This is a genomic window from Microbacterium oleivorans (assembly GCF_023715745.1).
In the GTDB taxonomy this organism is placed as follows: domain Bacteria; phylum Actinomycetota; class Actinomycetes; order Actinomycetales; family Microbacteriaceae; genus Microbacterium; species Microbacterium oleivorans_D.
On sequence record NZ_JAMBOV010000001.1, the window covers coordinates 365,502 to 387,501 of the forward strand.

A 22,000-nucleotide genomic window follows, 5' to 3' on the forward strand; every position below is an offset into this window, starting at 1 on the left:
GACCCCTCCCCGCATCCACCCCGTTCCCCATCGAGAGGTGACCATGCTCTTCGTCCTGCGGCGCGCCGGCGGCGCCCTCCTGGTCCTGCTGCTCGCCTTCACCGCCGCGTACCTGCTGCTCGCGGCATTGCCCGGCGACGGCGTGCTCGCGCGCTACGGGAGCCCCGAGCTCGGCTTGACACCCGCTCAGCTGGACGAGATCCGAGCCGCCTACGGAGCCGATCGGCCTCTGTTCGAGCGGTACGTCGACACCGTCGCGTCCTTCGTCCGCGGTGACCTCGGTTACTCGGTGCAGAGCGGCGCAGCGGTCGCCGATCTCGTCGCCGTCGCCCTGCCGTCCACCCTCACCCTCGCCGTGCTCGGCCTCGCGGTCGCGGTCTTCGTCGCTGTCGTCATCGCCTTCACCGCCACCTACGGGGCGTTCCGGCCGTTGCGCGCGATCTTCCGGCAGCTGCCGCCGCTGTTCGTCTCGATGCCCGTCTTCTGGATCGGCATCATCCTCATCCAGGTGTTCTCCTTCCAGCTCGGCTGGGTGCCGCTCATCGGGGCCGACCCGGTCGAGGCGCTGATCCTCCCCGTCCTGACGCTCGCCGTCCCCATCGCCGCGCCGCTCGCACAGGTGCTGACCCGCAGCATCGACGAGGTGTCGGAGCAGCCGTTCGTCGCCGTCGTCCGCGCGCGCGGAGCGAGCACCTCATGGCTGCTCTGGCGCGGCGTCGCCCGCAACGCGCTCCTTCCCACCCTGACGATGGCGGGAGTCCTCTTCGGCGAGCTCGTCGGCGGCGCCGTCGTCACCGAAGCGGTATTCGGACGTCCCGGCATCGGTCAGCTCACCGCTCAGGCGGTCGCGAACCGTGACACCCCCGTCCTCCTGGCGATCGTCGTCATCTCGTCCGTGGCATTCGTTCTGATCAACCTCCTGGTCGACCTGCTGTACCCGCTCCTCGACCCGCGTCTGCGTCGAGGCTCCCGCACACCGGCCGCCTCCCGCGGTCGCCTTCCCGGTGTCGTGGCGGCGACCCCGCTCACCGAAGGGATCGCGCGATGACCCTCACCCTCCCGCGGCCGGTCGCCCTCACCGCCTCGCCGCGACGCCTCCTGCGGATCGGCACCGTCATTCCCGCGCTCGTCCTGCTCATCGCGGTCGCGTGGGCGGTCGTGCCGGGACTGTTCACGGCGACGAGCCCCACCGAGTCGATCGCGCCGGCCCTGCAGGCGCCGAGCACTGCGCATTGGTTCGGGACGGATGCCACGGGTCGTGACGTCTTCGCGCGTGTCATCCACGGGGCGTCCCACTCCATCACGGGCGCGCTCGTCGCCGTCCTCGTCGGGCTCGTCGCCGGCACGGCCATCGGCGTCACCGCCGGCGCGACCGGCGGTGTCGTCGACGAGATCCTCATGCGCGTCGTCGACGTGCTGCTGGCGATCCCCGCGCTGCTGCTGTCGCTGAGCGTGGTCATCCTGCTCGGCTTCGGCACGACCAATGCGGCGCTCGCCGTCGGCGTGACCTCCGTCGCCGTCTTCGCCCGGCTCGCCCGCGCGCAGGTCGTCAGTGTGCGGGTGGCGGACTACGTCGAGGCCGCGTACGGATCGGGGGGCACGGCGGCATCCGTCCTGTGGCGCCACATCCTGCCGAACTCGCTCACCCCGGTCCTGGCACTCGCCGCGCTGCAGCTGGGGTCGGCGATCCTGCAGATCTCGACGCTCGGGTTCCTCGGATACGGCGCGCCGCCGCCCACCCCGGAGTGGGGACTGCTCATCTCCGAGGGGCGCAACTACGTCGCGACCGCCTGGTGGCTCACCGTCCTCCCGGGCCTCGTCGTCGTGGCGGTCGTGCTCGCCACCAACCGCCTCAGTCAGGCCCTGCGGGGAGGGGAACGCCCATGACCGGTCCGCTGCTGAGCATCCGCGACCTCGTCGTCCGCTACCGGACCGAACGCGGTGACGTCGCCGCCGTCCGCGGTGTCTCGCTCGACGTCGCACGCGGACAGGTCACCTCGCTCGTCGGCGAGTCGGGCTCCGGCAAGTCGACGGTCGCACAGGCGACCATCGGCCTGCTCGCCGGCAACGGCCGCATCGACGGCGGCGGGATCACACTCCACGGCGCCGAGGGTGAGACGAGCCTCGTCGGGCTCCCCGACCGCCGCTGGCGCGCGCTCCGCGGCACACGCGTCGCGCTCGTCCCGCAGGACCCCGGCAACTCGCTCAACCCCGTCGCCACGATCGGCGCGAGCATCGGCGAGGTCCTGCGCATCCACGGATGGAGGGATGCCGCGAAGATCCGCGCGCGCGTGCTCGACCTGCTCGAGCGAGTGGAGATCGACGACCCGGCCACGCGGTACCGCCAGTACCCCCACGAGCTTTCGGGTGGGATGCGCCAGCGCGTGCTCATCGCCGCGGCGCTCGCCCTCGATCCCGAGCTGATCATCGCCGACGAGCCGACGAGCGCCCTCGACGTCACCGTCCAGCGCACGGTCCTCGACCTGCTCGACCGGCTGCGCGCCGACACCGGCACCGGCGTGCTGTTCATCACGCACGACCTCGCCGTCGCCGCGGATCGCGCCGACACGATCGTCGTCATGAAGGACGGTGCGGTGCAGGAGTCCGGACCCGCCCGATCCGTGCTCGCCGCACCCGCGTCCGACTACACCCGCCGGCTCCTCGCCGACGCACCGTCGCTCGGGCACGTCGTCGAGCGTCGGCCACCGGCATCCGTCACCGCCGGGCCTCTGGCCACGGTCTCGGGGCTGCGACAGGAGTTCACCCGCGCGGGTGCGCGGTCGCCGTTCGTGGCCGTCGACGACGTCTCGTTCACCGTCGCGGCCGGATCCACCCACGCGATCGTGGGGGAGTCGGGGTCGGGCAAGACGACGATCGGTCGCGCGCTCGCCGGCTTCGGCGCTCCGCAGCGCGGGACGATCACGGTCGACGGTGTCGACGTGACCGCCCTCCGCCCGGGTCGTCACCGCCGCGGCTACCGCCGCACGGTGCAGCTGGTCTATCAGAATCCCTACGCGTCGCTCGATCCGCGCCAGCGCATCGGTGCGATCCTCGAGGAGCCGCTGCGGAACTTCGGTCTCGGCTCCGCCGCCGAGAGGGCCGAACGGGCCGAGCGGGCGCTCGAGCAGGTCGCGCTCGCTCCCGAGATCGCCGCACGTCGGCCCCGCGAGCTGTCGGGCGGGCAGCGTCAGCGCGTCGCGATCGCGCGGGCGCTCATCCTCGAGCCGAGACTGGTGGTCCTCGACGAGGCGGTCTCGGCGCTCGATGTCACGGTGCAGGCGCAGATCCTTCGGCTCCTCGCGAGCCTGCAGCAGGACCTCGGCCTCGCGTACGTCTTCATCTCCCACGACCTCGCCGTCGTCCGGCAGATCTCCGACACGGTGTCGGTCCTGCGCCGCGGCGTCCAGGTCGAGCACGGCACCGTCGACGAGGTCTTCGGCGCACCGCGACACGACTACACCAGGGGGCTGCTCGACGCCGTCCCCGGATCCGCTCTCAGGAAGGACACCGCATGACGACGCCGCGCCTGGGCTTTTTCAGCCGATTGCTCGAGGATGCATCCGCCGCCGACAGGTACCGTTTCGGGCTCGAGCAGATCGAGCGCGCCGAGCAGTCCGGCTTCGCCTCGGCCTGGGTGGCCCAGCACCACTTCGGCGAGCACGAGGGCGGACTGCCGTCCCCGCTCGTCTTCCTCGCCGCGGCTGCCGAGCGCACGAGCCGGATCGGCCTCGGGACGGCCGTCCTGACCCTCCCGATCGAGGATCCGGTCCGAGCGGCGGAGGATGCCGCCGTGCTCGACGCACTGAGCGGCGGACGGCTGCAGCTCGGGGTCGCCTCGGGCGGCACGCCCGGGTCGTTCGCCGCCTTCGGGAGGGATGCCGCCGACCGCGCCGCCCTCCACGCGGAGCACCTCGAGGTGTTCCGCGGCACGCTGCGCGGCGATGGCGTGCGCGGCACGGGGTCGGTCGCCTACCCGCCCGCCGGCGACCTCGCGGACCGCATCTGGCAGGCGACCTTCTCCGCCGGCGGGGGCGCCCGCGCCGGCGCGGCGGGGGACGGACTCCTCCTCTCCCGCACGCAGCCGCGCACGCCCGAGGCGCCCGACGCGACCATCGGCGACATCCAGCAGCCCATCGTCGACGCGTACCTCGACGCTCTGCCGGGCGGTGCGGTTCCCCGCATCCTGGCATCCCGCACCGCGTTCGTCGTCGACGCCGATCAGCGCGAGCACGCCTTCGTGCTGGCCGAACGAGGGTTGCGTGTCGTCGCGGCCCAGCTGATCGGCGGGTACGCGGCGGCCCTGCCCCTCGCCGATCTGATCCGCCTGTCCGACACGCACATCGGCACGGTCGACGAGGTCGCGGCCTCGCTCGCGGCCGACCCGATCATCGCGCAAGCGACCGACGTCACCTTCCAGGTCCATTCCGTCGCCGCGAGCCACGAGCTCACCCTCCGATCCATCGAACTGCTCGGCCGGGAGGTGGCGCCTCGGCTCGGGTGGGCGACCGGTCCGGACGCCGCCGACGACCTCCGAGTCCACCATCGGGCCGCGGCCCGGAAGGAGTACGCATGACCGCCGACATCATCGACCTGCTCGCCGGCATCACGCCGGGCAGCCCGCTCGCCGCAGTCCGCGCGCTGCGTCCGCAGGCCCGGACGAACGCGCAGCGGAGCTTCGAGGCGCTCCTCGAACCCTCCGACGCGGCGGACTTCCCCGTCGCCGAGCGGTACGCGATCGCCGCGTTCACCGCGCGCCTCCATGGATTCGACGGTGCCACCGCGTTCTACGACGACCTGCTCCGCGAGGAGGACGCCGCCCGCGCCGACGCGATCGCGGTTCTCGCGGCCGACGCCGCGCAGCGCGGTCCGGTCGGCGCCTACCGCGAGCCCGGCCTCGCCGGCGAGAGCACGCCCGCCGTCGTTTGGCACCCGGCATCCGCTGCCGTCGACGACCGTCTCGCCGCGGCTCTCGCCCACACGCACCTGCTGGTGTTCCGTCCGCGTGAGGCGTCGCCGCAGGACCTGCGGCAATTGACGGATGCCGGGTGGTCCGCCGACGCGATCGTGAGCCTCTCGCAGCTCGTCGCCTTCCTCGCGTTCCAGCTGCGTCTCGCCTGGGGCCTGCGCGTCCTCGGCCAGTCGACCTCCGCCACCACCTCCCAGGCCCTCGAAGGAGCCGCGCGATGACCGTCACCGAGTACCCCGACCTCGCTCGTCCCGACCGGTTCACGCAGCAGGGGCTCGGGTGGGTGCCGTGGCTCGCGCCCGTCCTCGAGGCGCAGCTGACCGAGCGGCAGCGGGAGGCCCTCATCGAACCGGCCCGCGCGAGGATGCCCTACTTCCGGCTGCTCGCCCGCGACCCCGACGCGCTCGAGGCGCGCACCCTCACCGACCTCGACATCTTCTTCAACGTCGAGGGGGGCGTCGGCCGGGCGGAGCGGGAGCTCGCCGCCACCGCAGCCAGCCGTGCCAACGGATGCGTCTTCTGCGCCTCCGTGCACTCCGCCGCGGCGACCCGGGAGTCCGGCCGTCGTGAGGACGTGCAGCGGCTCCTCGACGAGGGGACGACGGCCGACCTCGGCGACGAGAGCTGGAACGCGATCGTCGCGGCATCCGTCTCCCTCACGACCACCCCGCTGGAGTTCGACACCGCGGACGTCGATCGGTTGCGGGATGCCGGGCTCGACGACGCCTCGATCGTCGACGTCATCGGCGGCGCGGCGTTCTTCAACTGGGCGAACCGTCTCATGCTGTCGCTCGGCGAGCCCGAGGTGCCGGCCGCACGCTGACGGGTGTCAGCTCCAGGGTTCCCGCGCGACCCGGACGTCGACGCCGGAGCGCGCCGACTCGCCGATCGCGAGCCCGAGCAGGTGGTCCTGGCATGCCTCGGCGAGCGGGTAGGGCTCGGGGCCGTCACCCCGCGCCCACTGCCCGGTGAGCTCGAGCAGCGACGCGACGGCGATGTCGTCCTCGGACAGCCGGGTGCCCGCCCACGGGTTGCGGTAGACGATCCGTCCCTCGAACGCGGCCGACACGACGTCGTTGCCCTCGAGGTTCAGGTCGACGCCCGTGCGGCGGTAGGTGATCGGCGAGGTGATCACCTCGGCGCCCTCGAACCGGCGCGCGGCGTCGTCGACGAGCTCGCCGTGCGAGCCGCGCAGGACGATGCGACGCGACAGGATGGGATTCCACCACTGGTTGTCGACGAAGTCGTACAGCCCCATGCGACCGTCGCCGAAATCGAGCGTCGCGATGGTCGTGGTCCGTTCCTTCGGATCGAGGTCGTCCGACCACCCGGCTGGGGAGAGCGGGTCGACGAGGGGTGCGGTGAACGTCCGGGCCGACACGGTGGCTTCGGCCATACCGGCACTCAGGAACGCGCGGATCATCGAGGTCGCGTGGTACAGGTGCGTCGACGACACCTGCACCGCGCCGATCGTGCCGAGCGCGCCGGAGCGGACGACCTCCAGGCGCGCGGCGTGGCCCGGCATGAGCAGGTATTGCTCCGCCACCTGCACGAGCCGGCTCGCCCCCACGTCGTGCCACAGCGTGCGGAGTCCGTCGGCGTCGGGCGCGGGAGGCGTCTCGGCGAGCACCCGCACTCCGCGGCCGACGAGCTCGGTGATGACGCCCGGGATGGCGTCCCACGACACCGACGCGATCACGAAGTCGGGCCGCGCCGCGAGCAGATCATCGAGCGAGCGGTGCACCGGTGCGCCCCACGGAGAGATCCGGGCCGCCGACGCGTCGGAGCGCGCCAGCACACCCGTCACCTCGAGGCGGTCGGGTGCGGCGGCCGCCAGGCGCAGGAAGAACTCCGCCCGCCAGCCCGTGCCGATGATCGCGAATCGTGCCGGCTGCGTCATGAGACCCCTTCGTCCTGACGTCCCACGCGGGCCGCCCCCGGCATCCTTCAGGGAGCGGGCGGCGCGGTCAACCCCGGTGCCCTCATTCGCCGGCGCCGAGACGGCCGCTGAGTCGGCCGTGGAAGGCGGATGCCGCGTCGTTCAACCCCACGATCGTCACCGTCGCGCCGTGGCGCTCGTACTTGCTGACGACGGCATCCAGCGCGGCAACGGTCGACGCATCCCACACGTGCGAGCGCGACATGTCGATGACGACGTTCGCGGGGTCCTCGGCGTACGCGAACTGCGTCGTCAGGTCGTTACTCGAGGCGAAGAACAGCTCACCGTCGACCGCGTAGTGGGCGGTGGATGCCGCCGCGTCGACGGTCCGCGTGACGGTCACGAAGTGTGCGACGCGCCGGGCGAACATGACCATCGCCGCGAGGACGCCGAGGATGACGCCGATCGCGAGGTTGTGGGTCCAGACGGTGGCCACGACGGTGATGAGCATCACGGCGGTCTCGCTCTTCGGCATCCGCCGCAGCGTGGACGGGCGCACGCTGTGCCAGTCGAACGTGGCGATGCAGACGACGATCATGACGGCGACGAGGGCGGCCATCGGGATGATCGCGACGACGTCGCCGAGCGCGAGGACGAGGATCAGCAGGAACACGCCCGCAAGGAAGGTCGAGATGCGCGTGCGGGCGCCCGACGCCTTCACGTTGATCATCGTCTGCCCGATCATGGCGCAGCCCCCCATCCCGCCGAACGCGCCCGAGAGGATGTTCGCGGCACCCTGCCCGAGGCTCTCGCGGGTCTTGGAGGAGTGCGTGTCCGTGATGTCGTCGACGAGCTTGGCGGTCATGAGCGACTCGAGCAGACCGACGACGGCCATCGCGAGGGCGAAGGGCCCGATGATCTGCAGCGTCTCGATCGTCAGGGGGACGTTCGGGATGAAGAGTTCGGGCAGGCTCTTCGGGAGTTCGCCCTGATCGCCCACGGTCGGGACGTTCCAGGCGAAGACGACGACCGCGGCCGTGAGCAGCACGATGGCGACGAGCGGCGCCGGGACGGCCTTGGTGAACCTCGGGATCGTGTACAGGATCACCAGGCCGACGGCGACCAGCGGCCAGACGAGCCAGGGAATGCCGTCGCCGATCAGCTGGGGCAGCTGCGCGAGGAAGATGAGGATCGCGAGGGCGTTGACGAAGCCCACCATGACGCTGCGCGGGATGAATCTCATGAGCTTCGCGACACCGACGGCGCCGAGCACGACCTGGATCACCCCGCCGAGCAGCACCGTCGCGATGAAGTAGTCCATTCCGTACTCGCGGGCGACCGGAGCGATGACGAGGGCGATCGCGCCTGTGGCCGCGGTGATCATCGCGGGGCGTCCCCCGAGGAACGAGATCGCGACCGCCATGATGAAGGACGAGAACAGCCCGAGGCGCGGGTCGACCCCCGCGATGATCGAGAACGCGATCGCCTCCGGGATGAGCGCGATCGCGACGACGAGTCCGGCGAGCACCTCGCGGGTGAGGAGGCGAGGGCTGCGCAGTGCCTGCAGCACCGTCGGTTCGATGCGCGAGCGCATGGGCGTGATCGTCATGGGACTCCGAGAGAGGGTGCGCGTACGCTCGGGCGACGCGGGAGAATGGGGGTGCGCAGATCGCGCATCCCATCAAACCTAACGTTGCGTGAGGTTTTGTGTCCATTCGAGGGAGCCACGTGACCGACGGCACGATGCGCATCGGCGAGGTCGCCGAGCGGACCGAGCTCTCGTTCCGCACCCTCCGTCACTACGACGAGATCGGCCTCGTCACTCCGTCCGCCCGCACCGACGGCGGCTTTCGGCTGTACACCGAGGACGATGTCACCCGCATCCTCCTCATCCGCCGGATGAAGCCGCTGGGGTTCTCTCTCGAAGAGATGCGCGAACTCCTCGGTGTCGTCGATGCGATCGCGGCGGACGCCGACGATCAGCAGGTGCGCGCCCGCCTCGACGCGGTGCGCGTCGAGGCGGCGTCGCGGCGCGAGAAGCTCAGCCGTCAGGTCCAGATGGCCGACGAGTTCCTCGCGCTGCTCGCCGAGATCTGACCGGCGTCAGATCGCCGTCACCTCGATGACGACGGCCTGCTGCGGGTTCTGCACGGGCGGGCGGACACCGACGACGGCGAGCTGGCGTCCGGTCAGCACCGTGTCTTGGTGCGCCCATTCGAGGGGCGACTGCGCGGGCGTCTCGATGATCCCGCCGGGCGTGACGATCCGGATCCGGTACGTCCGATCCGGGTCCAGTCCCGGCAGTCGCACCCGTCCGGTCGGCGACGAGATGAGCGTCTGGGTCTGGGTGAGGGTGAAGAACGCGGATGCCGCATCTGCGGCGACGACGCCGCGGACGTCGAGCCCGGGGTCGGCGACGTCGGCGTTCACGATCCGCCCGGTCGCGACGAGGGGGCGCACCCGCTTCGCGAGCGCGACCCAGTCGCCGACCGCGGCGGCATCCGTGTCGGTGAGGGTGGTGACGTCCCATTCGATGCCGAAGTGGCCGAACAGGGCGACGGCGCCGCTCAGGGTGAGCGAGACGGTGCGGCCGGTGGAGTGCACGTGCGGGGTGGTCAGGTGCATGCCCATCATCTCGGGCGGGACGACCAGGCCGGTGTAGCGCTGATTCTCGAGCCGTTCGACCGGGTCGAGGCAGTCGCTGGTCCAGATCCGGTCGGTGCGGTCGAGGATGCCGAGGTCCACCCGGGCACCGCCGGAGGCGCAGCTCTCGATCTCCAGGCCCGGATGCGCGGCTTTCAGCTGGTCGATGAGGCGGTACACGGCGAGGGTCTGCGCGTGCACGTGCGCCGCGCCGCCGGGACCTGCGGCCGCGTCGACGAGGTCACGGTTGTGGTCCCACTTCACGTACGCGATCGGGTAGGTCGTCAGGATGTCGGAGATCACCCGGAACATGTACGCGTACGCGTCGGGGTGGGCGAGGTTCAGCACCTGCTGCTGCCGCGAGGAGGGCGGCAGCTCGGCCCGACCGCGGAGGATCCAGTCGGGGTGCGACCGGGCGAGGTCGCTGTCGGGGTTGACCATCTCGGGTTCGAACCAGAGGCCGAACTCCATCCCCTTCGCCACCACATGGTCGGCGATGGGGTGCAGGCCGTCGGGCCAGACGCTCTCGTCGACGTACCAGTCACCGAGCCCCGCGGTGTCGTCACGACGGTGGCGGAACCAGCCGTCGTCGAGCACGTACCGCTCGACACCCAACTCGGCCGCGGCGTCGGCGAGGGCGATCAGCTTGGGCAGGCGATGGTCGAAGTACACCGCCTCCCACGTGTTCAGCGTGATCGGGCGAGGCCGGGCCGGATGCTGCGGCCGCGCACGCCATTCCTCATGGAAACGGACCGCGAGCTCGTCCAGCCCGTCGCCCCACGAGCCCAGTAGTTCCGGCGAGGTGACCTCCTCGCCGGGCGCGAGACGGATCTCACCCGGCAGGTAGAGCTCGCCGGCTCCGAGGAACGACTCGCCCGTCGGCACCCGCTCCGCGAAGATGCGCGAGTTGCCGCTCCACGCTAGGTGCACCCCGTGCACCCGCCCACGCTCGAAACCGAACCCCGGGACGCCCGCGGCGAGCAGCAGGGTCGCATCCGCACCCGTCCGCCCGCGCCGGGACTCGCGCAGATGGGTGCCGAACGTGAGCTCGTGGCGCTGCGCCGACCGCTCCCGCAGGTGACGCCCCGTCGTATCGAGGATCTCCGTGGCCTCCCACGGCAGGGGGAGAGTCGTGTGCAACGCCTGCACCGTGTACGCACCCGGGCCGTCGTTGCGCACCGACGTCCGCACCCGCACCAGGCCCGACGCCGTCACCCGCAGCTCCCACCGCGCCGAAAGGCCGGCCTCGCTGTCGGCGAGGTCCACCTCGATGGCGTCGTCCGACGCGCGGGCGTCGGACACGGCGAGGACGGCGCTCACGCCCTCGCCGTCACGATGCCCTTCCAGCGACGGGGTGCCCGCCCATCCGGACGCCGCTGTCGTCACGATGCCGTGTCGCACGGTGCGGTCGAGCCCGCCGGAGATGCGCTGCAGCCGCGACGCCGTCGCGAGGGAGACGAGCGTCTCCCGGGGCGCGTCGCCCAGATCGTCCCCCCAGTGGACGACCGCCGGGACCGAACCGGGCTGCAGGTCGACGACGACACTGGTGCCGCCGGAGCGGAGGTGGACGACGGTCTCGGCAGCGGGAAGGGCGCGCATGCATCCAGTGTGTCAGGCCTCTGGGAACGTGCACACACGTTCGATCCGTGCAACGTGCGGCAGCGCCTCGACATCGCGGGATCCGTCCTGCCGAGGGAGCTCGTAGAGATCGATCATGAGCTGCACGGCGTAGTGGATCCGCTGCGCGACGGTCCTCACCCAGCGGCCGTCGATGAAGAAGCGCAGCCGGTCGGGCGACCACTCCACGGCGTAGTCGTGCGGCAGGGTGAGGTCACCGTCGATCCGTACCTTCTCGACATCGTCGCGCAGCCGCGGATCGTGCTGCGCCTTCACGCCGACGCCGACCCATCCGCCGGTGTCGTCCATCTCCGAACCGAAGATCTCGGCGATGCAGATCTCCCCGGACTCCTCGGGCGCATCCTCGAAACCGATCGGCCAGAACGCCACCAGGGCGTCCGGATGTCGCACCGCCGACATGCGTGCCGCGATCACGCCGAAGCGCGGCAGCCACAATCGACGCTCTTCCTGCGCTTCCCGCACGACGAGCCCGTCGCGGAAGCGGTGTTGCCCGGCATCCGATCCGACCTCTGCGGCGCCCTGCCCGGACTGCAGGTGCGACACGCGGACGGCGCCGTCCCACTCCGGCGCCCAGGGTTCGGTCCCCGCATCGACGCGCAGCTCGAGGCCGCTCCCGAGGCGGTACCCGGCCGCCGTCCTCTCGCGCGACGACCAGTGCGGCAGATAGTGCGGCCACCACCGCTCGGTGGCGAGCGCGTCGCCGACGAAGCGCTCGTCGACGTCCGGGGTGCGCCCGGTCAGATCCAGCGGTGACATGTCGAGCGCCCACCTCCGGGAGGTGAGGATGCCGCCGCGCCACGGCTCCGACCCGGTGCCGCGCTCCTCGAATCCCGCTCGTGCGCACAGGGCGTTCGAGGGCACGTTGTCCACGGCGGGGTAGGCCATGAGGAGCGTGCGGCTGCCGTCGCGACGCACCTCGGCGATCAGCAGGCGCAGAGCTGCGGTGGCGACGCCCTGTCCCTGGAACTCGGGAAGGACGCTCCACCCGGTCTCGAAGGCGGGCGTTCCGCCCTCATCGACCGGCCAGAATCCGATCCCGCCGGCGGCATCGCCGTCGACGTCGATGCGGTACATCGCTCCGGGCCGGTCATCCCACGTCCGCAGGTAACGCTCCTGCCGTTCGTCCAGCTGCGCTGCGGTCTCCGGGCCGCCGAGGTGGGCCGTCATCGCGGGGGTGTTCAGCATCGTCAGCAGGCCGCGATCGGCGGCATCCCATCGAGCGAGTGTGATCATCCGGCTCTCCTGTGCCGAGTCTGCCGTCGGGCTCGGATATCGCCGGATGTAGGCGTGACACAAGCCCGCTTCGCCACGTCGCCTGCCCGTTTTGTCCTGGGCGGACAACGCAGTTGGTCCCCCGTTGGAGGACTCCTACCGTTGGGGTCGAACTTCCCTGTCCCGCCGCCGTGCCCGGCGTCCTAGAAAGGCCAGTGATGACCGACACCGTCGTCCGCTCTTCCACCCCCGCCGCCGACAAGCGCACTCCCGCCGGCGGCGCTCCGACCGCGCCCCACACCGCCGACGAGGCGCACGAGCCCCGCATCGACATCGACGCGGTGGGCGCGATGCTCCGCGGCACGTGGGGCGAGACCCGCCTCACCGTGCGAGAGCTCATCAAAGACCCCGCCTACTGGCGGATCGACGGGCAGAGCGTCGCCGAGCACCGCGAGCGCGTCATGGAGCAGGTGCGTCTGCTCGCGAAGAACGGCGGCTCGACGAGAGCACTGCCCAAGGAGTACGGCGGCGAGGAGGACAACGGCGCCAACCTCGCGGGCTTCGAGGAGCTCGTGCTCGCCGACCCCAGCATGCAGATCAAGTCGGGCGTGCAGTGGGGTCTCTTCGGCTCGGCGGTCCTGCAGCTCGGCACGAAGGAGCATCACGACCGCTGGCTCCCCGACATCCGCGACGCGAAGCTGCCCGGCGCCTTCGCGATGACCGAGATCGGGCACGGATCGGATGTCGCGGCGATCGGCACCACGGCGACATACGACCCGGAGACGGAGGAGTTCGTCATCCACACGCCGTTCCGCGCGGCATGGAAGGACTACCTCGGCAACGCCGCCGTCCACGGGCAGGCAGCGACCGTCTTCGCGCAGCTCATCGCGAAGGGGGTCAACCACGGCGTGCACTGCTTCTTCGTGCCGATCCGCTCCGCCGACGGCGAGCTGCTGCCGGGAGTGCAGAGCGAGGACGACGGGGTCAAGGGCGGCCTGAACGGCATCGACAACGGCCGCCTCGCCTTCGACCACGTCCGGGTCCCGCGGACGAACCTCCTCAACCGGTACGGGGACGTCGCCCCCGACGGCACCTACTCGAGCCCGATCACGAGCACCGGCCGTCGCTTCTTCACGATGCTGGGCGCGCTTGTGCAGGGTCGCGTCTCGCTCGACGGTGCCGCGACCATCGCTTCGTCCCTCGCGCTGTACATCGCCGTCACCTACGGCAACCAGCGCCGGCAGTTCGACTCCGGCGCCGGCACCGACGAGGTCGTCCTGCTCGACTACGGCAAGCACCAGCGCCGTCTCCTTCCGCTCCTCGCGCAGAACGTCGCGCAATACTTCGCGCACGACGAGCTGCTGCGGACCTTCGACGGCGTCTTCGGCGGGACGGCCGACACCCCCGCCGAGCGGGAGAACCTCGAGACACTCGCTGCCGCCCTCAAGCCTCTCAGCACCTGGAACGCGTTGCAGACGATCCAGGAGGCCCGGGAGGCCTGCGGCGGTTCGGGCTTCATGGCCGAGAATCGTCTCGTCGGGCTGCGCTCGGACCTCGACGTCTACGTGACCTTCGAGGGCGACAACAACGTCCTCCTGCAGCTGGTCGGCAAGCGTCTCCTCGCCGATTTCGCCAAGCAGTTCAAGGGAGCGGATGCCGCCACCCTCGCGAAGTTCGCCGTCGGGCAGACGGCGGGCAAGGTCTTCCACGGCGCCGGCCTGCGCAGACTCGGTCAGGCCGTCGCGGACTTCGGTTCGACCGCGCGCTCGGTCGAGCTGGGCCTCCGGGCGGAGCAGCAGCACGAACTGCTGGCGGGCCGGGTCGAGCAGATGGTGGCCGACATCGCCGGTGCGCTGCGCCCGGCATCCAAGCTCCCCTCGGCCGAGGCCGCAGCGCTGTTCAACACGCACCAGGCCGAGCTCATCGAGGCGGCACGGGCGCACGGCGAGCTGCTGCAGTGGGAGGCGTTCTCGGACGCGGTGAAGTCGACCGACGATGACGGCACGCGTCAGGTGCTCACCTGGCTGCGCGATCTGTTCGGGCTGCACCTCATCGAGAAGCACCTGGCCTGGCACCTCATCAACGGCCGTCTCTCCACGCAGCGTGCCGCCGCGGTGTCGAAGTACATCGACCGGCTCTGTGCGCGACTGCGCCCGCACGCGCAGGACATCGTCGATGCGTTCGGGTTCGCTCCCGAGCACGTGCGGGCCCCCATCGCCTCCGGCATCGAGCGGCAGCGACAGGACGAGGCGCGGGCGCACTACGCCGACCTCGCGGCGCGGGGTGAGGCGCCTGTGCCGGAGAAGTCGCTGAACAAGAAGTGAGCGTCGGAGGCCGTCGGTAACCTGACACGCGTGGAACTGCGTGTCGGGCCCGACGGCCTCCTGCGTTGCGGCTGGGTCGGCGACGATGCGGAGTACCGCCGCTATCACGACGAGGAATGGGGGCGGCCTCTCCATGGCGACCGGGCCCTCTTCGAGAAGATGAGCCTCGAGGGCTTCCAGGCGGGGCTGTCGTGGATCACGATCCTGCGGAAGCGACCGCGGTTCCGCGAGGTCTTCGCCGGGTTCGAGCCGGCCGTCGTCGCCGCCTTCGACGACACCGACGTCGCGCGTCTGATGGCGGATGCGGGCATCATCCGCAACCGCGCGAAGATCCTCGCGACGATCGGCAATGCGCGGATCGTCACGGAGATGGTCCCGGGCGAGCTGGACGCGTTCATGTGGTCGTTCGCCCCGGCATCCCATCGGCGACCGACGTCCTTCGCGGAGGTGCCCGCCACGACGCCCGAGTCCGACGCGATGTCGAAGGGGCTGCGGAAGCGGGGGTTCCGATTCGTCGGGTCGACGACGATGTACGCGCTGATGCAGTCGTCGGGCATGGTCGACGACCACGTCGTCGGGTGCCACCGCGCCACAGACTGATCGCTTGCCCCCCGAAGCGATGCGTGAGCATCATGTGGTGACGGCGGGTGGAGAGGTGGACATGGCGGGCTACGAGATCACGGAGATCGGCGGCCTCGACGAGTGGCGCGATCACTTCGGGGGATTCGCTCCCGCGCGGTCGCGGGACGGCCGTCGCGTCGTCGACCACGAACTCGCGATGCAGTACATCGGGCTCACGGCGAACGCGCTCGAACCCGGTGAAGAGGCCGGGTACTGGCACACCCATTCCGAAGTGGAGGAGCTGTACGTCTTCCTCGAGGGGCGCGGCCAGATGGGTCTCGACGACGACCTGGTCGACGTCGGTCCCGGGTCGGTCGTACGGGTCGGTCAGGGGGTCTGGCGCACGTGGCGGGCGCACCCCGAGGGTCCCGGTCAGCTGCGGTGGCTCTGCATCCGGGCGGGCGGCCACGAGCTGCCGCGCCTGCCGGACGACGCGACCCGTGACGAGCAAGCACCGCGCGCGATGCCGTGGGCGAAGGGCTGAGCCGTGGCATCCGATCTGCCCGTCGCCGATGCGCACGACGTCATCCGCGTCATCGGGGCGCGCGAGAACAACCTCAAAGGCATCGACGTCGAGATCCCCAAGCGACGGCTGACCGTGTTCACCGGCGTGAGCGGATCGGGCAAGTCCTCCCTCGTGTTCGGCACCATCGCGACGGAATCGCAGCGTCTCATCAACGAGACCTACCCGACGTTCGTTCAGCAGTTCATGGCGCAGCTGTCCCGTCCCGAGGTCGACGGGCTCGAGAACATCAGCCCCGCGATCATCGTCGATCAGGAGCGGATGGGCGCCAACGCGCGCTCGACGGTCGGCACCGTGACCGATGCGTACGCCATGCTCCGGCTGCTGTTCAGCCGGCTCGGGCAGCCGAGCGTGGGGTCGCCGCAGGCGTTCTCGTTCAACATCCCCTCGGTGCCCGGGGCCGAAGTGGTCACGGGCGGCATGTGCCCTCGGTGCGAGGGGCTCGGCGAGGTCAGCGACGTCGACCTCGACGAACTCTTCGACAGCTCGAAGTCGCTCGCCGAGGGGGCGATCACCGTCCCCGGGTACAGCGTCGACGGCTGGATGGTCCGGATCTTCACCGAGTCGGGCTTCCTCGACGCGTCGAAGCCGATCGCGGCGTACAGCGACCAGGAGCGCGCGGACTTCCTCTACAAGGAGCCGACGAAGGTCAAGCTCCAGAACATGAACATGACCTACGAGGGTCTCGTTCCCAAGATCACGAAGTCATTCCTGCAGAAGGACCGAGAGTCGCTGCAGCCGCACATCCGCGCGTTCGTCGACCGCGCGGTGAAGTTCCTTCCCTGCCCCGACTGCGGCGGCAGCCGTTTGAACGAGGGCGCGCGGTCGTCCCGCATCGGCAGCGTGAACATCGCCGAGGCATCCGCCATGCAGATCACCGACCTCGCGACGTGGCTCGAGACGATCGACGGCACCACGGTCGGACCGCTGCTGTCCGGTCTGCGCAAGGTCATCGCCTCCTTCATCGACATCGGCCTCGGGTACCTCTCCCTCGACCGCTCATCGGGGACGCTGTCCGGCGGTGAGGCGCAGCGGACGAAGATGATCCGCCATCTGGGCTCCGCACTGACCGACGTGACCTACGTGTTCGACGAGCCGACCGCGGGCCTCCACCCGCACGACATCCAGCGGATGAACGACCTGCTGCTGCTCCTGCGCGACAAGGGGAACACGGTCCTCGTCGTGGAGCACAAGCCCGAGGTGATCGCGATCGCCGACCACGTCGTGGACCTCGGTCCGCACGCCGGAGCCCGGGGCGGCGAGATCATGTACGAGGGCGACGTCGCGGGGCTCCGGGCATCCGACACCCTCACGGGCCGGCACCTCGATCACCGGGCCGCGCTCAAGGCCGACACCCGCACGTCCACGGGAGCACTGCAGATCCGCGGCGCGAGCCAGCACAACCTCGTGGGCGTCGACGTCGACATCCCGCTCGGCGTGCTGACGGTGGTGACAGGGGTCGCCGGCTCGGGCAAGTCGTCCCTCATCCACGGCAACGTGCCCGCCTTCGACGACGTGGTCGTCGTCGACCAATCGCCCATCAAGGGCTCGCGTCGGTCGAGCCCCGCCACCTACACGGGCGTCCTGGATGCGATCCGGACCGCATTCGCCAAGGCGAACGGGGTGAAGGCCTCGCTGTTCAGCGCCAACTCCGAGGGCGCCTGCCCCGCCTGCAAGGGTCTGGGAGTCATCATCACGAATCTCGGGTACACGCAGAGCGTCGAGACGCGGTGCGAGGTCTGCGAGGGATCGGGTTTCAGCGAGGCGGTGCTGGAGTACACGCTCGACGGCCGGAACATCGCCGAGGTGCTGGCGATGTCGGCCGAGGAGGCACACGGTTTCGCCTCCGGCCCGGCGAAGACGACGCTCGCCCGCATGATCGACGTGGGGCTGGGGTACATCACCCTCGGTCAAGCGCTCAACACGCTTTCGGGCGGTGAACGTCAGCGACTGAAGCTGGCGATCGCGATGGCCAAGAAGGGGGCGGTCTACGTCCTCGACGAGCCCACCACGGGCCTGCACCTCGCGGACGTCGACAACCTTCTGGCTCTGCTAGACAGATTGGTGGATGCCGGCAACTCGGTCATCGTCATCGAGCACCACCAGGCCGTCATGGCGCACGCCGACCACATCATCGACCTCGGTCCGGGCGCTGGTCGCGACGGCGGGCGGATCGTCTTCGAGGGCACGCCGGCCGCGCTGGTCTCTGCGCGGAGCACGCTGACGGGCGAGCATCTCGCCCGCTACGTCGGCGCGGGGTGAGACCTCGCGCGATCCGACGACGCTACTGCTTGGTGATGAGAATCCGCTTCGTCCAGGTGACGGCGATGCCGTCTGCCGTCGCTGTGACGCTCAGCGTCGCCCCGCCGGGAGAGACGCCGGTGACGATGCCGGTCGACGAGACTTTCATGATCGCCGAATCCGTCGTTGAGTAAGTGATCTTGGCGCGCGTGAAGGTCCCGCCGGTGCTCGCCTTCGCAGTGACGGCCAGGGTCGCGCTCTTGCCGACCGCCAGCGAGGACGGCGCCCCGGTAGCTGAGACGGATCCGAGGCGCGACGGCGGGACGCTGTCTGCACTCGCGGGGGCGAGCACGACCTCGATGTACGCGCCGGGGGCGAACTCTTTCGAGGGCATCGAGACGACCACGCCCTTGGCGCCGACGCCATCCTGTGAGAGGGAGTAGGACGCGGTCTTGGTCCCGGCCTTGGCGAGACCCGCGAGGTGCTTGGTCAGATCGGCTGACTGGGCCTGCTCCGTCTTCGTCGCGAGAATGCTGGCGACGGTGGAACCGCTCGCCGGCCGATTCGCGTAGGTCATCGATGATTCGGACCACGCCGCTGTGACCGGATGCAAGTCGATCCGGGCGGTGGACACGGTCGAATTGTCCTTGATCACGGCCGGGACCGTGAGAACCGCGGACCGCACCTCACGGCCCGCGATGGGGGTCACGTCGAACGCCAGATAGCCGATGCGCTCGAGCGCGGCTGAGGTCGTGGGCTTGTTCAGGATCGTCGCGGAGGAGCCGAAGTTCTTCGACGGCTCGGATCCCGCCACATACGTGTCGCGCAGGACGGGGATTCTGATCCGCGTGGGATCCACGACCGTGACGCTCACCGTGGCGGTGGCGGAAACCCGGTCCGGAGACGTCACGATGGCGCCGACCTGCGCGGTGCCGCGCCCGACTGCACGCCAAACCCCCGAGCTGGTCACGGAAACGACCTTCGAGTTGCTCGTCATCCACTTCGTCGTGGTCGTGGCGGTGCCGTTGGACCAGGTCGCGGAGGTCCGGGCCTGACCTGTTGCGCCGACGTTGGGTTTGGTCGCGAAGCCCGAAAGTGCCGCTTTCGTCGGGACGGTACGGGGTGGCGCCACATTCTCCGGGGAGGCGTCGTAGCGCAGGAAACGCGCCTCAGCGATCTTCGCGTCGCCGCGTGGCACGGTGATCCGCACGAACCTGATGGGCGAGGCGGAGGCGACGGGGAATGCCTTGGTGGCGGTCGGGCCATCGAATGTACCGCCGTAAGGCGCCGACCACGACGACCGGTCCGGTGAAACCTCCAGCCTGACCTCGGTCGGAGTGTGCGTCGAACTCGCCATGGTGAGCATCACGGAGCGGAGAGGCACCGGCTCATCAAGACGCCAGACCAGCGACCGTGACGACACTGATGCGGGGTCCCAGGCAGTCTCAGGTCTTCCGTCGACGGTTTGGGAGCGCGGATCCCGCGCCGTCCGGCCGTCGACCACGGCGGGATCCCCCGCAACGACGAAGCGCACGACGTACGTCGTCGCTCGCGCGGTGCCGTTGGTGACTGTGATGCGGGCGGTCATGCTCGACCGCGTGGCCTGCACGGTTGAGATCGTGCCGGTACCGGTCGCGGAGACCTTCGGCAGCGAACTGGGGTCTGAGATCGGCACGTCGTACGACGCGGTCTTGCCGGAGAACCCGGCGAGCTTCTGCCCGCCCACACTGATCCCGGTCAGAACGGACGCTGTGCCCATCGAGGTCCAAGAGGAGAGCGCGGTCACCTTCGCGGCGCGGGGTGGTGTCGAGGCGTCCGTGCCTGGCAGGAGCGGTGTGAACTGCACAGCGAGCGTGGTCGTCGCCCCCGCGTTCGCTGAGAACCAGATCGAGAGCCTTCGCACGTCGTCGTTCCGCTCCTGCGAGGGTTGCGGTGACGACGGGAGGGGCGCTGCGGGCATGTCGCTGAAGGTGGTGCCGGTTCCCGAGACGATGCGCGCGAGGAGTCGTTTGCCGTTCTGCGAGAGAATAGCCTGCCGACCATCGGCCGAGATCTTGATCTGTGCACGCGTGTGCATCCCCCACATCGCATCCACTGTCGTCGCGGTCGTGATCTCGTCTTGGACGAGCGCATTCGTGCGTCCGTCGATCAGGCGGACGCCGCGCTTCCAGCTGCTTACCGAATCGGCGAACGTGGCGGTCGCGTTCGTGGTCGCGAAGAATTCATCGGGGGCCGAGGAAACACGGCCCGCAACAGTGGCGGAAGGCTGCCCGGCGCTGGCCTTCGACGGGGCGATGGTCAGCGTGTTGTGCCCGATCGTCGTGGTCCGGTAATAGTTCCACCGGGCGCTCGAGCGAGCGGGATTGCTGAGGTCGTACGTCGCCTCCTCGAGTCCCAGCTCGACCGCCCATTCTTCGCCCAGGGATGCGAGCTGGAAGTCGCCCGCATCCATCTGCTGGTGGGGCGCCTCGAATGCGGTTGCAGACCGGAAGGCCAGGTAGGTCGCGTCCGGGCTCGTGGTTGACGATCGCGCCGTCACAACACCAGTCGAGTACGCCGAATTCAGGGAACCCGTCGCGGGCGTCACGCCCTTCCAGGACGGGTCGCGCATGATGAGCTGCTGCGCCGCTCGGGTGTATGACCCCGGGACGTTCACGGCGGACGCAGCGCCGAGTGCTCGCGAGTTGTAGAGCCGCGCGAGCCCCGCGAGGGGCAGATTGACCACGCCGGGAAGCGACGACGAGTCCGCGAAGTTGTAGATGGTCTCGGCGGAACTGCGGAGATCGAGCGCGAACGACGCCGTCTTCGAGAGGCCGCCGACGGAGGCGAGACCGTAATCCGATCCGGTCGCGGTCTTCAACGAGAGGAGAGCCGCCGTTGCGGATCGGGTGGCGTAGGCCCAGTACGTCGCGCCCTCGGGGAATCCGCCGTCGGCCTTGTACTCGGAGAGGCCGCTCCGAATACTCTTGCTCGCACCTGTCAGGACGCTCTGCACCGATGTGCTCGTGGCGTCCTTCGCTACAGCGAGCGCGCCGAGGATCATCGCCGAGTTGATGTTGGTGTTGATATTGCCGGGCTCGAGGCGCCAGTTGCCCAAGTAGCGATAAGGGCTCTTCGCCCCGTCGGCAAGGCTGTAAATCTTCAGCGAGGGCTCGAGGCCGAGCTTGACGATGGCGGTCCGCATCTGGGACCGCTGAGTTGAGGTCCACGCGGAGTGCGCCCAGTCGTATGCGATCGCTGAGGCGTGGGTGAACTCGGCGCCGTCGAGCATGTGATCCGGGTTCCAGGACGTCAGCTTCGTCGCCGGCCCCAGGTCTTTCCACAGGAGGTCCAGATAGCTTCGATCCCCCGACACGACCCAGGCGACGACCAGGGTGTATGTGCGGTCCACCAGTTCGGTCGCGGAACTCAACATCCGTCCGCCCGAGATCGTGTAGTTGATCCGAGGCTCCGAGCGGAGCGTTTCAGCCTCCGCCAGCACACGGTCGGCGAGCGCCTTACTGACCGGGTCCTGAGCCTGCTGAGTGCGCAGCTGCTCGAGCCGAGCCGCGTCCGCCATGAGACGCGGATGCGCGGCGCTCACCGCGGCGATGTTGGGCGTTGTGGCGGTGGTTGCCGACACAGCTGTGACAGCGACCGGCGTAGTGGCATGAGCGGCGGGGCCGAGTGCGAAGGACACGAGCAGGGCACCCGCGGTCATCATCGCTGCGAGAGGTCCGCGCGCGCGCCGACGCGATCGGGGGTATGCGTTCACGGCGTCCTGCTCCTTGCCGCGCCCCCCAAAGCGCTCATCAGGTCGCCCTCGCGGCGACATGACCATGTTTACAGCAATAGTTCAGCCATCGTGAGGGGAGTTCATAACGATAGGGTCCCGGGCGAGCCGGAGATCATAAGTGGGGAGAACTCCCCACGTCACGCGCTCGCCCGAAATTGGTCCCTCGCTTAGGCTTTAT

16 protein-coding genes are annotated in these 22,000 nt (G+C 70.0%); 11 read left to right on the forward strand and 5 right to left on the reverse strand.

Translation table 11 applies throughout. The features are described from left to right. Window positions 1-43 precede the first annotated feature (43 nt). From M3190_RS01785 to M3190_RS01810, 6 genes are read left to right on the forward strand one after another with little or no spacing between them, the layout of a single operon-like run. On the forward strand, window positions 44-1,048 hold the full coding sequence (locus tag M3190_RS01785; protein ID WP_251578973.1) for an ABC transporter permease: 1,005 nt from the start codon (window positions 44-46) through the stop codon (window positions 1,046-1,048). Continuing rightward, complete coding sequence (locus tag M3190_RS01790) at window positions 1,045-1,887, forward strand: ABC transporter permease (RefSeq protein WP_251577723.1); 843 nt, start codon at window positions 1,045-1,047, stop codon at window positions 1,885-1,887. The genes M3190_RS01785 and M3190_RS01790 overlap by 4 nt, the downstream gene beginning before the upstream one ends. Further along, on the forward strand, window positions 1,884-3,515 hold the full coding sequence (locus M3190_RS01795; RefSeq protein WP_251577725.1) for a dipeptide ABC transporter ATP-binding protein: 1,632 nt from the start codon (window positions 1,884-1,886) through the stop codon (window positions 3,513-3,515). Before M3190_RS01790 ends, M3190_RS01795 begins: the two co-directional genes overlap by 4 nt. Continuing rightward, window positions 3,512-4,573 (forward strand): putative FMN-dependent luciferase-like monooxygenase, encoded by a 1,062-nt coding sequence (locus M3190_RS01800; RefSeq protein WP_251577727.1) that lies wholly within the window; start codon window positions 3,512-3,514, stop codon window positions 4,571-4,573. Before M3190_RS01795 ends, M3190_RS01800 begins: the two co-directional genes overlap by 4 nt. Beyond that, entirely contained in the window at window positions 4,570-5,187 is a 618-nt protein-coding gene (locus M3190_RS01805) for a CMD domain protein (RefSeq protein WP_251577729.1), read from the forward strand. The genes M3190_RS01800 and M3190_RS01805 overlap by 4 nt, the downstream gene beginning before the upstream one ends. After that, window positions 5,184-5,789, forward strand: coding sequence for an alkylhydroperoxidase domain protein (locus tag M3190_RS01810; protein WP_251577731.1), 606 nt, complete (start codon window positions 5,184-5,186; stop codon window positions 5,787-5,789). The genes M3190_RS01805 and M3190_RS01810 overlap by 4 nt, the downstream gene beginning before the upstream one ends. Window positions 5,790-5,795: 6 nt before the next feature. Here the strand turns inward: M3190_RS01810 and M3190_RS01815 are convergent, their stop codons facing one another. Beyond that, window positions 5,796-6,866 carry a Gfo/Idh/MocA family protein gene (locus M3190_RS01815; RefSeq protein ID WP_251577733.1) on the reverse strand — a complete coding sequence of 357 codons (1,071 nt, stop codon included), beginning with the start codon at window positions 6,864-6,866 and terminating at the stop codon, window positions 5,796-5,798. Between the two features lie 82 nt (window positions 6,867-6,948). Beyond that, the gene (locus tag M3190_RS01820; protein ID WP_251577735.1) at window positions 6,949-8,454 is read right to left on the reverse strand and encodes a SulP family inorganic anion transporter; all 1,506 of its coding nucleotides are present in this window, start codon (window positions 8,452-8,454) and stop codon (window positions 6,949-6,951) included. 119 nt (window positions 8,455-8,573) lie between these two features. Here M3190_RS01820 and M3190_RS01825 point away from each other — a divergent pair, with 119 nt between their 5' ends. Further along, a complete protein-coding gene (locus tag M3190_RS01825) occupies window positions 8,574-8,942 on the forward strand; it encodes a MerR family transcriptional regulator (RefSeq protein WP_251577737.1) in 369 nt (122 codons plus the stop codon). A gap of 6 nt (window positions 8,943-8,948) precedes the next feature. On the opposite strand, the gene M3190_RS01830 is transcribed toward M3190_RS01825, so the two are convergent. Then, the gene (locus M3190_RS01830) at window positions 8,949-11,087 is read right to left on the reverse strand and encodes an alpha-galactosidase (RefSeq protein ID WP_251577738.1); all 2,139 of its coding nucleotides are present in this window, start codon (window positions 11,085-11,087) and stop codon (window positions 8,949-8,951) included. 12 nt (window positions 11,088-11,099) lie between these two features. After that, a complete protein-coding gene (locus M3190_RS01835; RefSeq protein ID WP_251577740.1) occupies window positions 11,100-12,359 on the reverse strand; it encodes a GNAT family N-acetyltransferase in 1,260 nt (419 codons plus the stop codon). A gap of 197 nt (window positions 12,360-12,556) precedes the next feature. On the opposite strand from M3190_RS01835, the gene M3190_RS01840 reads away from it, so the two are divergent. From M3190_RS01840 to M3190_RS01855, 4 genes are read left to right on the forward strand one after another with little or no spacing between them, the layout of a single operon-like run. Next, window positions 12,557-14,662, forward strand: coding sequence for an acyl-CoA dehydrogenase family protein (locus tag M3190_RS01840; RefSeq protein ID WP_251577742.1), 2,106 nt, complete (start codon window positions 12,557-12,559; stop codon window positions 14,660-14,662). Between the two features lie 30 nt (window positions 14,663-14,692). Beyond that, window positions 14,693-15,262, forward strand: a complete 570-nt coding sequence (locus M3190_RS01845; protein WP_308222230.1) for a DNA-3-methyladenine glycosylase I — start codon at window positions 14,693-14,695, stop codon at window positions 15,260-15,262. Between the two features lie 37 nt (window positions 15,263-15,299). Beyond that, window positions 15,300-15,767 (forward strand): cupin domain-containing protein, encoded by a 468-nt coding sequence (locus M3190_RS01850; protein WP_251577744.1) that lies wholly within the window; start codon window positions 15,300-15,302, stop codon window positions 15,765-15,767. A gap of 3 nt (window positions 15,768-15,770) precedes the next feature. Beyond that, a complete protein-coding gene (locus tag M3190_RS01855) occupies window positions 15,771-18,068 on the forward strand; it encodes an ATP-binding cassette domain-containing protein (protein WP_251577746.1) in 2,298 nt (765 codons plus the stop codon). Between the two features lie 22 nt (window positions 18,069-18,090). Here M3190_RS01855 and M3190_RS01860 read toward each other — a convergent pair whose 3' ends face one another. Beyond that, the gene (locus M3190_RS01860) at window positions 18,091-21,630 is read right to left on the reverse strand and encodes a CBM96 family carbohydrate-binding protein (RefSeq protein ID WP_251577748.1); all 3,540 of its coding nucleotides are present in this window, start codon (window positions 21,628-21,630) and stop codon (window positions 18,091-18,093) included. Window positions 21,631-22,000: the final 370 nt, after the last annotated feature.

Coding starts and splice junctions, on each gene's coding strand:
- M3190_RS01785 (WP_251578973.1), top strand. CDS start 44: ATGCTCTTCGTCCTGCGGCGCGCCGGCGGCGCCCTCCTGGTCCTGCTG.
- M3190_RS01790 (WP_251577723.1), top strand. CDS start 1,045: ATGACCCTCACCCTCCCGCGGCCGGTCGCCCTCACCGCCTCGCCGCGA.
- M3190_RS01795 (WP_251577725.1), top strand. CDS start 1,884: ATGACCGGTCCGCTGCTGAGCATCCGCGACCTCGTCGTCCGCTACCGG.
- M3190_RS01800 (WP_251577727.1), top strand. CDS start 3,512: ATGACGACGCCGCGCCTGGGCTTTTTCAGCCGATTGCTCGAGGATGCA.
- M3190_RS01805 (WP_251577729.1), top strand. CDS start 4,570: ATGACCGCCGACATCATCGACCTGCTCGCCGGCATCACGCCGGGCAGC.
- M3190_RS01810 (WP_251577731.1), top strand. CDS start 5,184: ATGACCGTCACCGAGTACCCCGACCTCGCTCGTCCCGACCGGTTCACG.
- M3190_RS01815 (WP_251577733.1), bottom strand. CDS start 6,866: ATGACGCAGCCGGCACGATTCGCGATCATCGGCACGGGCTGGCGGGCG.
- M3190_RS01820 (WP_251577735.1), bottom strand. CDS start 8,454: ATGACGATCACGCCCATGCGCTCGCGCATCGAACCGACGGTGCTGCAG.
- M3190_RS01830 (WP_251577738.1), bottom strand. CDS start 11,087: ATGCGCGCCCTTCCCGCTGCCGAGACCGTCGTCCACCTCCGCTCCGGC.
- M3190_RS01835 (WP_251577740.1), bottom strand. CDS start 12,359: ATGATCACACTCGCTCGATGGGATGCCGCCGATCGCGGCCTGCTGACG.
- M3190_RS01840 (WP_251577742.1), top strand. CDS start 12,557: ATGACCGACACCGTCGTCCGCTCTTCCACCCCCGCCGCCGACAAGCGC.